The sequence below is a fragment of the Citrobacter sp. CRE-46 genome (genome assembly GCF_059615875.1).
This window is the reverse complement of record NZ_CM184341.1, coordinates 1951158-1964598: the sequence shown is the minus strand read 5'-3', so window position 1 is coordinate 1964598 and position 13441 is coordinate 1951158. Positions and strand designations below refer to the sequence as shown.

General features: G+C 51.2%; 19 protein-coding genes and 1 pseudogene. 2 read left to right on the top strand and 18 right to left on the bottom strand.

Annotated elements, in window-relative coordinates:
• Positions 1–2: 2 nt before the first annotated feature.
• The 17 genes from AC534G_RS09180 to AC534G_RS09100 form a co-directional block, all read right to left on the bottom strand.
• Complete coding sequence (locus AC534G_RS09180; protein WP_046275180.1) at positions 3–290, bottom strand: VpaChn25_0724 family phage protein; 288 nt, start codon at positions 288–290, stop codon at positions 3–5.
• 11 nt (positions 291–301) lie between these two features.
• Positions 302–604: a DUF2730 family protein gene (locus AC534G_RS09175; RefSeq protein ID WP_097471209.1), complete on the bottom strand. Its 303-nt coding sequence runs from the start codon at positions 602–604 to the stop codon at positions 302–304.
• Positions 585–815 (bottom strand): TraR/DksA C4-type zinc finger protein, encoded by a 231-nt coding sequence (locus AC534G_RS09170; RefSeq protein ID WP_046275151.1) that lies wholly within the window; start codon positions 813–815, stop codon positions 585–587. Before AC534G_RS09170 ends, AC534G_RS09175 begins: the two co-directional genes overlap by 20 nt.
• Positions 812–1417 (bottom strand): hypothetical protein, encoded by a 606-nt coding sequence (locus AC534G_RS09165; RefSeq protein ID WP_046275150.1) that lies wholly within the window; start codon positions 1415–1417, stop codon positions 812–814. Before AC534G_RS09165 ends, AC534G_RS09170 begins: the two co-directional genes overlap by 4 nt.
• A complete protein-coding gene (locus tag AC534G_RS09160) occupies positions 1405–1812 on the bottom strand; it encodes a hypothetical protein (protein WP_046275149.1) in 408 nt (135 codons plus the stop codon). The genes AC534G_RS09165 and AC534G_RS09160 overlap by 13 nt, the downstream gene beginning before the upstream one ends.
• Positions 1805–2023 carry a hypothetical protein gene (locus AC534G_RS09155; protein ID WP_097471208.1) on the bottom strand — a complete coding sequence of 73 codons (219 nt, stop codon included), beginning with the start codon at positions 2021–2023 and terminating at the stop codon, positions 1805–1807. Before AC534G_RS09155 ends, AC534G_RS09160 begins: the two co-directional genes overlap by 8 nt.
• Before the next feature lie 2 nt (positions 2024–2025).
• Entirely contained in the window at positions 2026–2607 is a 582-nt protein-coding gene (locus tag AC534G_RS09150; RefSeq protein ID WP_097471207.1) for a glycoside hydrolase family 108 protein, read from the bottom strand.
• A gap of 107 nt (positions 2608–2714) precedes the next feature.
• A complete protein-coding gene (locus AC534G_RS09145; RefSeq protein ID WP_046275146.1) occupies positions 2715–3227 on the bottom strand; it encodes a hypothetical protein in 513 nt (170 codons plus the stop codon).
• Between the two features lie 3 nt (positions 3228–3230).
• A complete protein-coding gene (locus AC534G_RS09140; RefSeq protein WP_046275145.1) occupies positions 3231–3626 on the bottom strand; it encodes a Mor transcription activator family protein in 396 nt (131 codons plus the stop codon).
• A complete protein-coding gene (locus tag AC534G_RS09135) occupies positions 3623–4171 on the bottom strand; it encodes a gp16 family protein (protein WP_046275144.1) in 549 nt (182 codons plus the stop codon). The genes AC534G_RS09140 and AC534G_RS09135 overlap by 4 nt, the downstream gene beginning before the upstream one ends.
• Positions 4161–4652 carry a nucleoside triphosphate pyrophosphohydrolase family protein gene (locus tag AC534G_RS09130; RefSeq protein ID WP_046275143.1) on the bottom strand — a complete coding sequence of 164 codons (492 nt, stop codon included), beginning with the start codon at positions 4650–4652 and terminating at the stop codon, positions 4161–4163. The genes AC534G_RS09135 and AC534G_RS09130 overlap by 11 nt, the downstream gene beginning before the upstream one ends.
• An 85-nt stretch (positions 4653–4737) precedes the next feature.
• On the bottom strand, positions 4738–5355 hold the full coding sequence (locus tag AC534G_RS09125; protein ID WP_097471227.1) for a DUF3164 family protein: 618 nt from the start codon (positions 5353–5355) through the stop codon (positions 4738–4740).
• Between the two features lie 22 nt (positions 5356–5377).
• Positions 5378–5665, bottom strand: coding sequence for a hypothetical protein (locus tag AC534G_RS09120; RefSeq protein WP_097471205.1), 288 nt, complete (start codon positions 5663–5665; stop codon positions 5378–5380).
• 2 nt (positions 5666–5667) lie between these two features.
• Positions 5668–5907: a Kil protein family gene (locus AC534G_RS09115; protein WP_097471204.1), complete on the bottom strand. Its 240-nt coding sequence runs from the start codon at positions 5905–5907 to the stop codon at positions 5668–5670.
• 2 nt (positions 5908–5909) lie between these two features.
• Positions 5910–6857 carry an AAA family ATPase gene (locus AC534G_RS09110; protein ID WP_046275139.1) on the bottom strand — a complete coding sequence of 316 codons (948 nt, stop codon included), beginning with the start codon at positions 6855–6857 and terminating at the stop codon, positions 5910–5912.
• 38 nt (positions 6858–6895) lie between these two features.
• Positions 6896–8977 carry a Mu transposase C-terminal domain-containing protein gene (locus AC534G_RS09105; RefSeq protein WP_164562392.1) on the bottom strand — a complete coding sequence of 694 codons (2082 nt, stop codon included), beginning with the start codon at positions 8975–8977 and terminating at the stop codon, positions 6896–6898.
• Positions 8978–8981: 4 nt separating this feature from the next.
• On the bottom strand, positions 8982–9212 hold the full coding sequence (locus tag AC534G_RS09100) for a helix-turn-helix domain-containing protein (protein ID WP_109862726.1): 231 nt from the start codon (positions 9210–9212) through the stop codon (positions 8982–8984).
• Between the two features lie 182 nt (positions 9213–9394).
• Here AC534G_RS09100 and AC534G_RS09095 point away from each other — a divergent pair, with 182 nt between their 5' ends.
• On the top strand, positions 9395–10027 hold the full coding sequence (locus AC534G_RS09095; protein ID WP_164562391.1) for a helix-turn-helix domain-containing protein: 633 nt from the start codon (positions 9395–9397) through the stop codon (positions 10025–10027).
• Between the two features lie 281 nt (positions 10028–10308).
• Positions 10309–12519: pseudogene (locus AC534G_RS09090) on the top strand (diguanylate cyclase); the annotation flags it as partial.
• On the opposite strand, the gene alkA reads toward AC534G_RS09090, so the two are convergent.
• The gene (gene alkA / locus AC534G_RS09085; protein ID WP_110498809.1) at positions 12487–13356 is read right to left on the bottom strand and encodes a DNA-3-methyladenine glycosylase 2; all 870 of its coding nucleotides are present in this window, start codon (positions 13354–13356) and stop codon (positions 12487–12489) included. The pseudogene AC534G_RS09090 and the gene alkA sit on opposite strands and share 33 nt — an antisense overlap.
• Between the last annotated feature and the right edge of the window lie 85 nt (positions 13357–13441).

Genomic DNA, 13441 nt, shown 5'->3' with positions numbered 1-13441 from the left:
GATTACCCCCGTGGCCGTGGTTTTTTAACACCGGGAATGGTAGCAAGACCGCTGGCCACCTCATCACCACGGCCGGTGATTTCCGCCACATAGCAGCCCGAGACATCGCTCAGCGTAACCAGGCCCTGCTCACGAAGCCAGGCAAGCTGGGTGCGAACGGTATCGCGGGAAACCTTATGGCCATATGTCTGCAGACAGGTCTGCAGGATTGACTCATTGGCACTGTCGCCACAGTCAAGAAGAGATCGCAAAAGGACCAGACGCTGGTCCTGGTCGAGTAAATCACGCATGCTCATAGCCTCTATTTGTCCTTCAGTTCATTTTCCAGAAGTAAATCGCTGATGCGGGATGCCTGTCTGAGCGTGCCGGAGAATTCACGTATCTCACCACGCAAATTGCTCATATCAAGCTGCAGGTTGTGCAGTTCCTGACGGGTTGGCATACCCTCAACAGCTTTTTCAAGAATGTTCAGCCGGCCGCTGACTTTCTCCATCTCCTCACGGCGGGCATAGGTTTTCGCCAGCAGAAGATGGAGCAGGTTCACGCCTGACATGAACAGTGCCCAGATGATCGCCCAGTTACCTTTAACGACTTCCCAGTCCACGCTTCCCCCTTTTTTCTCTGATGTCCTGACAGGTGAAACAGGTCACCGCATCGGGGCAGGCAGCCAACCTGTCGGCCGGAATGTCATTACCGCAGTCGTTACAGAAACCGGGTTCGTCAGGCTGCTCTTTAACCCGGTTTAAATGGCTGTTTAACACGCGCTGTCGTTCTTCGGTTTCGAGGTTGCTGGCATGATCAAAGGAATCTGTCATTTGGGCATCACCGCCTTGTGCTTACTGGATTTGCTGTATCGGGCAAAGCCGTCCAGTGTCCTGAAACCGAGATATCCCAGCGCCGGTGTCGCCAGCATCAGGGAGATATCCCAGTCAGGGGCTGGCATGGAAAAAACATGACCAAACCCGGCTGCAATAGCGCCAGCCTGCTGCCCCAGCGACATCAGCATCACATAAGCAATGCTGCTGTAGAGCGACAGTCGCGCCATACGTGGCCGGGTCTGGCGGACATATTCGTCGGTGGCGTTGTCACCGTTGCGGATGGTTTCCTGCTGTTCGTGGTGTGCGGCCTGCTGGTCTGCCAGCAGCGCCTTCTGACGCTCAAGCTGATACTGTTCCAGCTGGACTCTCAGGGATTCAAGCTGGACGAACTGCTCGGGTGGCAACTGGGCCAGCTTCTGCTCAAGCACCCGCTGCTGGTCCTGGGGGTTGATGGCTCCATTAACGGTTTCAACAATGCCGGCGACGGAATCTGCAGTCCTGGCGGCATCACCGCCAAACCAGCCGCCAACGGTACGAACGAGAGAGGGACCAGCTTTGAGCAGCACGGAAGCGATGGTGGTGAGGGTTACTGGATCCATGCGAGCAGCCCCTTACGCGAAACCCACAAACAGAAGAGGACGCCAAGAAAAGCACCAGCCGGAAAAAGAAGTAAAAGGATAGCGGGTGTTGCATATAGTGAACTAAGTAAAAGGCAAATGAAGCCGCCCGCCCAGATAACCCACGACCAGAAATAAGCGTAACGATTGAGATGACGCTCTGCCTGAATCAGACGATATGGAAGGTTACCCAGGAAGATACTGAACCCCAGCAGTACCACCCCGGAGAATGCCAGCCACCACACCATGAAGGCAGGTCGTCCGTGGAAACTACACAGAAACATTGAGATGCCTGCCAGCACCAGGATGGTCCAGCCGGACTGACAAACGCGGAGTAATGCCTGTTTTAACCAGGTCGTATCAAACGATTTAAACACAGTGTTTTTCCTTATAACGCTGGCACTGCCAGACGATGTCTCTGATATCAACGGAGTCCCAGCCTTTGCGATAGAAGCTCGCGTGAGTACCATCGCAGCCAGTGTAATCAACAGGAGCGGGAGGCGGGCCGTTCGCCACACGATGCAGCACCTCCTGACGGAGACGATCACGCCGCCCCTGAAGCATTGACGCGTCCCATCCTTTTCCCATGCTCAGCTCCGGGTAACAGAAACTGAACCGCCGATAACTTCCTGACAGGCGTTCGCCAGTTCATCAAGACGGTTAAACCATCCACTGAGAAACTTACCCTGGGAAGCATTTGATTTGATGATGTCGGCGTAGAAGCGGGAACGGCGCAGGAAGCACCGGTTTAATAACCATTCCGGGTCAGCGCCAATGACAGCCCGGTTGGTGTTCGGCCCTACGATGCCATCGGCGGTCACGCCTGCTGCCGACTGAAGCTGACGAATCGCGGCTTTCACGCCATGCTGTACGGCAGCATCGAATACGAAAAGTGAGATGCCATCTGGCCAGTTGGTGCAATACGCCGCCTGCCAGTAATCCCGGTAATAAATCTGAGCAGCCTGTTCGGCGGAAAGTTCTTTAATGGTGGTATCGGGTTTGCCGTCGCCGTTTACGTCAGTTTTGCCGTCAGCAATACCATCGCGTTTATCGGAAATACCGAACTTAGTTTCACCACCTTTGTCGGTGGAGTCGTTGACATAGCCGCCTTCTCTGGCGAGAACGAAGTCGAGTGCGTGTTGAAAGGCTGGAGAAAGGAGTTGAGTTGTCATGCCTGCACCTTTTTTATGAAGGAAAGAGGTAAATGTCACTTTCATTCATTTTGTTGCAGGTATAAAAAAAGCCGGATTTACCGGCTTCATTTAATATAGTTGTGCTATCAAGTAGTTCTGATGCCGCAACCGAATGTTACCGTGGAACCTATAGTACGGACGGATATATCATAAGATTTTCCATCTACATTACCAGTGGCACGTAAGATACCGTTTTTATCTTTATCAGTCGCAAGAGCATTCTGAAAAATGGAAAAAACTGCATCGTGAACAGTAGAATCATCGCTGTCAGCTACCGCTTTGGCCAACTGATTACATTGACTTAAAGCAAAAGCGGCTTCAATTTTTGGTGTTTTACCTTCAGTCAAAACCATGACACTTGCTTCATCTTTTCCCAAAGCCCAGACGCTTTGGAATACTGAATAGTCTTTGCGGACAGAAAATATCTGAACCCCATCAATGATGTTACCCTTTTCCCAATCATTACGTTTAATAACATCTTGTTTATCAAACTGAGCAATTAGTTTTTCATTAATAGTTTGCGGTTCTTTTTTCGGGAAAAAATATGAATAACCCCCACCTAAAACAATAGCCAGAATTAAAACGTTTGAGAATTTCATACATTAGTCCTTGCCAAATAAATCCGGTTGATATTTGCGTTGCTCCAGTCTACGCATTCGTTTGATAGCTTTATACACTGTTTTGTAGGTCACATGGTAGCGCTCTACCAATTCGGGAACATTATCGCCAGTGAAGTCACGCCAGATTCGCATGTCACGAACCAGATACTCCAGTACCTGACCACGTGGAAAATAAACCTGCATTCCGCCAATTTTACTGCTGATAGCGGCAACTAATTCAATCGAATGTTTAGGCTCGTAACCCAGACGCTCCAGCTCGACGCGAAGTAGCGCATTCAGTTCGGACAACAGTGAAGGGAATCGTGCCCCTTCAATTTCATCATCAATATGGTCAAGAATACTGTCGTCGCGTACATCATCAAAGAGTTCGCCATTCATTTTGTCCACCTTTTCACGGCTTCAGAATAGGCCCAGCAAATTGTGTCGTAGTCCCTGACTTCATCGCCAGTGCGGGGGTTCATCGGTAGGCGCAGCCCATGTTCAGTCAGCGACTTTTTCATCGCCCGAATATGCCACTGCTTGAGGCTCTCCAGAAAGTTAACCTCCATATCACCTCGAAGCCATTCGACACTGGCGACACCCTGACCGCCGTTAATCTGGTTGGTATGGCGCTTAACAAAGCGATCGAGGCCAGCATCACTACCGTCACGGACGAAGCCATCGCTGTGCATAGTGCGCCAGACCGCGCGGATTTTAAGGCTTGTATCTGACGGAGAAGACATGCGACGCGGCTTCTTAGTCGGTTTAACCTTAAAGCCTTTCTCTTCCATCGCCTTAAGTACTTTTTGCAGTTCCGACTGTGACATATCGCGGCAGCTTATTTTACCGGGAATGATACTGCCCAGCATCGCGCGATAGGTTTCATCATCCAGACCCAGCGAACGGCGGGCTACGTGGATAAGTTTGATGGTATTAGCCCGCATGCTTTTCCCCCTGCATGTGATTTTCAGTGTGTTGCTGCTCCCGGATCATCAACTGCGCGGCATGCATGAGCAGCGACATGCAACGACGCAGACCAGCAGCAGCGTAGCGATTGTTAGTATCACGATCCCGGTACAGCGCATCAGCCAGCTCAAACTGCTCCTGCGCATCGGCTAGCAGGGTCGTCACAAACGGTGTACAGGTTGCTACCGGGTTGACCTCAACACCCACACGCTGGGCAAGGCGGGTAAGTGAACGAGCCTTGCTTTGCTCAATCATGTCGTTCAGACCGTTGTGACGCAGCTGCTCGATCATGATTTCAACGTCAGCCGCTTCTTCTGCAACCCGTGACGCATTGGCTTTATGGTTCACGAAGCGCACACAGCTGGCCGCCAGCTCGCTGCACTCTTCGGAAGTAGCCAGCACCTGACGGTCATATCCCCACTGCGCCAGCGCGTTATCGTAAATAAGAGGTTTATTCATGATGTATTACCCTTTTCCTGAATTCGGCGCGAACGAATCCCTGACGCACGCGCCGTTATTAATTTGAAGTTTTATTTACTGGTAATTAAAGCTTGGCTAAATCCAGCGAAATTTGCTGATAACTACCATCACCCTGGCGCTCATAAAGTCGCAAATACTGACTGGTGCCGGTCACCTGAATAGCGTCAGCAATGGCATCCATTGCTTCATTCCATTTGACATCGTCAATGTTCAACTGGCGCAGACTCAAAACCTGGTTGATATCGATTTTTCCCTGTTTGTTGACGCGGAAGGCATGATCAACCATCGCCATAATCTTCTCATCAGCGCCGACAGACCACTCACCAATGCAGTCATCAATCAGTTTTTTAGCCGCCTGGATACGCTCATCAAAGACGCGATGCTCACCTACGGCACGAACCAGCTTGTAACGACCATCGAAGCTGACCAGCGATACATTACCTTTGGTGCCGCCGTACTCCACACCATATTCAGAAGCCGAAAGGTCAATAAAGTCGGTGATTTCCTGCATGGACTCCAGTTTAAACGCAGCCAGCAGCTGGCGCTGTTGGCGGGCAGCGTCGATGATATTCATCACCACTTCGTCACGTAGCTTATCGAGCGGTTTAATTTGCGACTCGGGGACCAGATGTCCCTGCGCATTAGTGCGGTAACCCACTGGGGTATTTCCTGTATTGTTCATATTGATACCTTTAATTACGTCCTTATCCACGAAAGACGATGTTTGAAACAATGCGGCGGCTTAATTCCATTTTTTCGGCAATGATCGCAATGGATAAACCTTCTTTATAAAGCTCATTGCATAACCAGGCATCATGAGCATCTGCCGACTCAATCACCAGAGACAGACCAAGTCGTTGTGCTCGTGACTGGATGGCGCTCTGACTGCGGTTCATCCTTTCAGAAATCTGACTGAGGGTGAGTTTTCCTGCATGCTTTTCAAGCAATGCAAGTTCCTGTTTTGTCCAGGGACGACTTTTCCCGACTGCCATAATCACCTCCAGATAATCCGACAACCATTGAAACTGGCCACCCAGATAGAGCGGGAGCCACTGTTATTGCGTTCAACAATACGTACAGCACTGTGCAATAACTCAGCCGGAGGACATGACACCTCCAGAATCGGGCGGGTACGGGACTGGCGAAAGCCGGTCACCAGACAACCTTTCTGATTGAGCATGGCCTCTGTTGCCATGGCCTGCTGCACGTGGGTCGAAATCAGTTCAGGAAACATGTTTAACCTCGCAGTAACGTGGAAACATCGACGTCCAGATCCAGATCGCGAAATGCTTTCAGGATATAGGCTTCATTCACCGCTTCACCAGCACCGTGTGCAGTCATTGCAGCCAGACGTAGAGAATGGCTGAGAATACGCAGCGCACCGGGTTTCTGGGCGATTTGTTGCAGAAGCTGACGCTCTTTTTCACCCTTAATCTGCCAGGCATCTGCAATGGCAGATACGTCGGCTTTCTTGGTTTTATTGATGGCCACGCGTTTGGCAATACGGGAGAAAAGACGGGCAAATTCAACGGTACGGTTACCGCCGGTCATATTGGAATAGACACGATGATTACCCATCAGCACCAGTCCGACGCGGGTCGCCTCCTGAAGCAGGCGCAGCTCTTCCAGGGCTTCAGCGCCCAGATGATCAGCTTCATCAATAATGATGAGACCCTGAGTGCCATCAAGACGACGGCGCAGGGCGCGAGCCAGTGGGCCTTTGCGGCGTGGTGCATCATTCATACCCACCTCGTAGGCCAGTTCAGTCAGACATTCAAGAACACTGGCGCATGCCGGAGTTACTGTAATCATCCAGACGTTATCGTTGGTACGACAGTATTCACGTGCTGCCTCAGACTTACCCACACCCGGGTTACCACAAATCACGCCAATACACTCTGTCAGATGAGCGTAACGAAATGCCGTCCAGATTTGTTTCACGGTTGGCGTCTCGATAAAGCGTGGAGGCTCAGGGAATTCTGCGGCCGCGAACTGCTTGCTGACCCAGCGCTGCAGGGCTTCTTCCACACGTTCGTTATCCCCCGCATATTTACCGTTCATAAAACTGCTGAGGGTGCCGGAGGACAGGCCTGTTTCTCGAGCCACTTTATTAAAAGTCAGTCCTTTTTCGTCCACGAGGTTGCGCAGAACCCCGCGAATATCAGAGATATTCACATCAGACATAATTAACTCCATATTTTTGAATTAAATTTAAACGTGATTCAAATAACGTTTTTACGTTTATTCTGTTCCAGCATATCCAGAGAATTATTCAGGTATTCATCCTCCATATATTCCGCTTCCTCGGTTTCAGCCAGCATGACTGGCGCTGCGGTATGAGGGCGGTAGACATTCCCCTGTAACCAGTTTTCCTTCTGCGGGGCTGGCAGTGTATGGACATTCTCAGCCTCGGCCAGACGGACTTTCTCCTCGCCACGCGCTTTCATACCCTTAATGCGCTGCTGGCGCTGATGGTACTCAGCGGTAACAGGGAATGCCTGACGCTTGTTACCATCCCAGATCGCTTCGCATATAAATGAGCCATCCATGCGGCGAATAATGACTTTAGTGGCATCATGGATGTCATAATTCACAAGCACTTTATTGCCATGTTCGTGGTTGAGTTCAGACGAGTAATAAAGGTTGTTGAACAGGCGGACTTCACAGCGGCTCACGCTGCGCTCAATCTGCGGCATGAACATTTCGCGCAATTCGAGATCAGAAAGCCACTCAATTTCAGTTGCCTCTTTCTCAAGTTTGTAACGGCGAAACTGTGCCGGGGTAAAATGTTCACCATTGCCACGCTTCGGCAGCGACTCGTGCGGACGGTTGTTGTACCACTCAACACCACTCTCAATTTCGGCAATTAATGCATCCCATGAAGGCAGGTCACGCAGAGTCTGCTGCTGTTTAACTGACAGCTCCTTACCTTTGGCCACTGCGTTAGTGGCTGACATCAGAGCCTTTGTGGTGCGACGGACGGTGCTGCGGTCCGCTCCCGTGCCATAGTAAGTCGCAAACTGGCGGGAAATACGCATGGCCAGTGTACGGTTGAGGCGTTCGATGATGCCACGACCCTGCGGGTTCTCAGGAATACCCAGCCGGTGATCGATACCGAGGCGGGGAAGAATACCCGTGATGTCGGCATCAAACGTGTTATTAGTCTCGCCGCCACCATTATCAGAGTAATACAGGAAAGGTTTCCCGTTATTCTTAATACCGTGGCGCATGGCATCAGCAACCGCAATCACGCTTTCCGAAAGCGCAAGGCTCCAACCGACGATATATCGGCAGCAACCGTCCAGGATGAATGTCACCTCAGGGGAGAACGGGTTACCGTGATCGGGGTGCGCTACTTTCATCTTCATCCCGTGGCCATCACCAATCCAGACATAATTGACGGGCAGAGATTCCCAGTCACGGCGGACAAAACCTTCGTACTGTCTGAACTCGCTGCCCGTCACGCGACCTTTTTGCTTTACCACTATCGGCAATTTATCCATCGCGTAACACACCTGATCGTAAGAGGGCATTGCAGCAATCATCACCATGTCCCCCTGGAAACGCTCTGACCATTCAATGGCAAAATCATCATAGGCCTCCTGAATGCCGCGACCATCAGGGCGACGGTAGAAGCGCAGGAACTCAGGCAGCCACTTAATCTCTTCTGGTTTCACACTCTGACGCTTACCCGGGGCCAGTAACATCAGACGTTCGGCGGGGGTATTCGCTTTATTGAAATCTGCCAGCCAGCGTTTCAGCGATATCTCACTGAGGGAGCGCGATGCCCCTTTCTTGGCGTTTGCTGCCGCTGCGGCATCTGCCAAGCGCTGGGGTAATTCTCCGGCCTGTGCCTGACGCACGATTTCACGCAGCGCTTTCGCCCGGGTAAAGCCCGGCAATTGCCCCAGACGAATCACCTCAGCAACCAGCGCCATTCGTGCATCTGCCGTTAATCTCTGTGCTGATGTCAGTGAGCCCAGTTTTTCCTCCATCAGTGCGGGGCACTTGCGGTATACCGCAATTTTGCTCTCGTCACTGCCTTTGGCGTTAGGTGCTGTTACCTCAGCTGCAGGAGTATCACCTGGCTGCGTGGACAGCATGGCTTTAACCTGACGGGCACGCAGGATTTTTTGTACATCCTGTGGCAGGCAGTCGATGTGGTATTCAAATGCCTTGGTGCCAGGGCGTTTACGAACAAGATCCGGGGTGTTACCCACAATTTTTTTCAGGCTGTATCTCAGCCCCTGCTGGGTCGCTGGCAGTCCCGGAAGACCAGCCAGTTCACTGATGGTCACGTACATGTCACTAGTCCTTGTTGTAACGGTCTGGCCAGATTAATGCGGGATCTACATTGAGAGCATCGGCAATGATGCGCTCGCCTTTTGGGTAGGGCCGCGCCAGTGCATTTTTCAGTGTGTCTGGCTTCAGGCCAACGCTGACGGAGAGTCCACGTAAGGTCAGCTTGCGCTTATGAAGCTCACCGACAATGTCCACGTTGTGCCAGCCTCGTGCGGGAATGACTTCATTTCTTTCCATACTTCGCATATCCTAAAAAGTTAACCGCCCGGATAATCCGGCGGGGTTATCCGTTGAGATAAGTATTGATCCAAAATGAGACCATGTAAAGCAAATCAATCGCTTTCTTTTCTCAGTTGGGTTAACTGATGGGTGTGTCGGCTGTTTTTTATTTAAATTCATATAGTTAAATGGAAAAGAAAATGAATCCTGAAAAGAAAGAAGATTTTGCTTTTGCTCAAAAGGGAAAAGAAAGTATTCGCGATAGGATAAAAAGCCTTTTCAAAGGGAGAAGTCTTCGGAAGGTCTCACTCGATTGGGACCTTCCTTACTCAACTTTGAATAACTACTTCTCTCGATCGGCAACCCCTAGCGTAGAGGTTTTGATAAAAATTGCAGAACTCGAAAATGTCAGTCTCGCATGGCTGGCTACTGGGAACGACGGCGTGCTGGTTGATGACGAATACCACAGAGCCTCATCATCAGCTGGACCGACTGGCAATATCGGCAGCAGCGCAGGTATAGGGTTTACGGCGTCTCCATCAGATGATGATTCCATCTCTGAAGCAGTCGCATCATTCACATGGAGCATGATTTATAAAGCGCTCTCGCCTGAAGAACGAGCGTCACTGATAAGTCTTTTCATGAAGGTCGGAGCGCGAGGAATTTTGGATAAAATGAGTGATAGCGAAGCTGACCGTGCATGGGAAAGCTTAAGCGCCAGCGATAAAGATCGTCTTATTAGGCTTAATGAGCAACTGAAAAAAGGGTCATCTGAAGGTGGTAGCGGCGTAGCCGAAGCGGACCTACATGGTGATAGCAAGAAGGTCGGTTGAGTGGTCCCTGGCAGAAGTAACTATTTATTACATCTGCTTTACGCTGGATCCATGCAGTACATCAACCAGCAGGCCTTCTTTTTTGAAGTGTGTTAAAATTTTCCTTGAACGCTGAATCTCAGCTTTTGAAGTGCCAGTAGATTAGTATCAAATGTTTTGCCGATCGGCTGCATTTCTTCAGAACGGTATCAAATGAGATTTTGAACCGAATCCAGTAATCCCGCGTATTCCCGGTTAATCCAACCTTCTCCCGGTAGTATCAAATGATTTCCTTCCCTATATACTCCATGGAAAAACGCTATTACACGCGCTCCGGTGATGTCGTTTGGGCCTTGCTGGCCGTTTCATTGGTGCGTAATAGCGACAATACCCCACTCTACTTTATTGCGCAGGTTGAGGATATTAACGATCTGAAGCATACCGAGTGGATTAATAAACGGTTGATGGAGCGCATTACCCTCGCCAATGAAGCCGGGGGAATTGGAATCTGGGAATGGGAGCTGCAGCCTGACGTCATCAGTTGGGATAAGCGCATGTTTGATCTCTATGAAGTCCCTGCGCATATCAAACCCAGTTGGCAAGTCTGGTATGACTGCGTTGTGCCCGAAGATCGTGAACATGCTAAAAATGTCATTCGTGATTCGCTGGCCGCACGGGCCCCCTTTAAGCTCGAGTTTCGTATTGCGGTCAAAGATGGCGTGCGGCACATCCGCTCACTGGCAAACCGGGTACTGAATAAAGATGGTGAAGTTGAACGCTTCCTTGGCATCAATATGGATATGACCGAGGTGAAGCAGCTTAACGAAGCGTTGTATCAGGAAAAAGAACGTCTGCACATTACGCTGGATTCGATTGGCGAAGCAGTGATTTGTATTGATGTCGATATGAACGTGACCTTTATGAATCCGGTCGCAGAGAAGATGAGCGGCTGGCAGCAGGAAAGCGCCATCGGCATTCCGCTGCTGACGGTACTCCGTATTACTTTCGGCGACAACGGACCGCTGATGGAGAATATCTACAGCGCTGACATGTCGCGTACGGCCATCGAGCAGGAAGTCGTTCTGCATTGTCGCAACGGCAACAGTTATGACATTCAGTACAGCATCACCCCCCTCAGCACACTCGATGGCGGCAGCATTGGCTCGGTGCTGGTGATTCAGGATGTCACCGAGTCACGTAAAATGCTGCGCCAGCTTAGCTACAGCGCCTCGCATGACGATCTGACGCAGTTGGCAAACCGGGTCAGCTTCGAAAATCATCTAAAACAATTACTGCATACGGTTCACGACACGCACCAACGTCATGCATTGGTTTTTATCGATCTCGATCGTTTTAAAGCCGTAAACGATAGCGCCGGTCACGCCGCAGGCGATGCCCTGCTACGCGAACTCTCTTCACTGATGCTCAGCATGCTGCGTTCCAGCGATATGCTGGCGCGCCTTGGCGGTGACGAGTTTGGTCTGTTGCTGCCGGATTGTAATATCGAAAGCGCCCGCTTTATCTCAGGTCGCATCATCAGCGCCATCAACGATTACCACTTCATGTGGGATGGACGCTTGCACCGTATTGGCGCCAGTGCGGGAATTACGCTAATTGATGAAAAAAACCATGTCGCGAGTGACGTCATGTCCCAGGCGGATATAGCCTGTTATGCGGCGAAGAACAGTGGACGTGGGCGAGTCTGCGTTTATGAACCCCAGCAAAGCGAGGCCCATGCGGCGCGAAGCCAACTGTCATTGGATGAACAAAGACACACCATTACGCACAATCCAATGTTAATCATCGCCCGGGGCGTGGCCTCCCCGCGTATACCAGAGACGTTTAGCTTCTGGCTGCTCTCACTACGCTTAGGGACAGCTGAAGGAGAAATTATTGAAGAGCACGCTTTCCGTGCCGGGCTGGTCGATTCTACATTGAATCAGGCGCTTGACCGCCGGGTATTTACCGAGTTCTTCCAGAGTGCAGCCCCGGCCGTCGCCAGTAAGGGACTCAGCATTGCCCTGCCCCTTTCCGCCGCCGGATTGCTGAATACAGAACTTGTTGACGAACTGCTGGGGCAACTGCAAAGAAGTCCGTTACCACCACGACTGCTGCACCTGACCGTTCCGTCTAACGTGATAAAAACAAACCCAACGCAGGCTATATCCACACTACATCGACTGCGACAGTGCGGATGTCGAATTATTTTAAGTCATGTCGGTCGCGATTTAGATCTTTTTGACAACCTGAAGTATCACATGGTTGATTACCTTCTACTCGACAGCGAGCTAAGCGCCAGTGTCCACGGTAACTTGATTGACGAAATGTGGGTGTCCATTATCCAGGGCCATGCTCAGCGTCTGGACATTAAAACCATCGCTGGTCCGGTGCAGTTGCCACTAATCATGGATGCGCTTTCTGGCATCGGGATTGATATGATTTATGGCGATATCATTGCCGACGCCCAACCGCTGGATCTGCTACTGAATACCAGTAATTTCGCCATCAACTGACGGCTGCCAGCCATCCGTATACCAGATATGTAATAACGCATAGGAGCGCCAGGGCTTCCAGCGCTCTGCATACCGCCGAATCTGGGCGGGCGTCATGCCGGCAAAACGTTGTTTAATGAGATAGTCATCCGGCAGAAAAACATCTTTCGCCTGCCAGCCGCGCAGCGCAAAGTAGTTGGCGGTCCAGCGCCCTATTCCGGGGAACGTTTGCAGATGTTTGACGCCTTGCTCGATATCGGCAGGCGCTTGTGTCGCAAGCGTTCCATCCAGCGTCGCGCGAGCCAGATAAATTAACGCTTCAGCGCGTTGGAGCGGCATCCCTAACGCTTTCAGGTGTAATGGATCGGCATCAGCGAGCGCTTCAGGGGTGGGAAAACACACATACTCTGGCGCATCCTCCAGCGTGTCCCCATAAGTATGCGCCACTTTCGCCGTCAGTTTCGCCGCCATAGCTACGCTGACTAACTGCCCTAAAATCGCCCGTACTCCTTGTTCAAACGCATCCACACTGCCCGGCAAACGCAGTCCCGGACGCGCTGCCCCAAGGCTTCCCAGCGCGCTGACGATTTGCTGCGGGCAACAGGTAAGATCGAATAAGCGCGTCATTTTAGCCAGACACTCTGCGGCAACCGGCTGTAGCCCCGGACTCAACGTCACGTGTAGTTGATGGGTGTGTAGATCCGGTATCACGCGCACCAGACCACGATGATTCCCGACAGTCAGGCTTCTGGCATAACGCAGATCCCCCACGGTTTCTACCCCTTCCACCGCACGGGCGGCCAGGAACCCCAGCATCCAGGGCCAGTCATAAGGCGGTTGCCAACTCAGCGTGAACATTGCGTTTTCCTTTTCAAGCAAACCTACAGCATAAACGGTATTCAAACGATACGCCTTGCTTTCATATTCCAGTTGTCGGGACGTC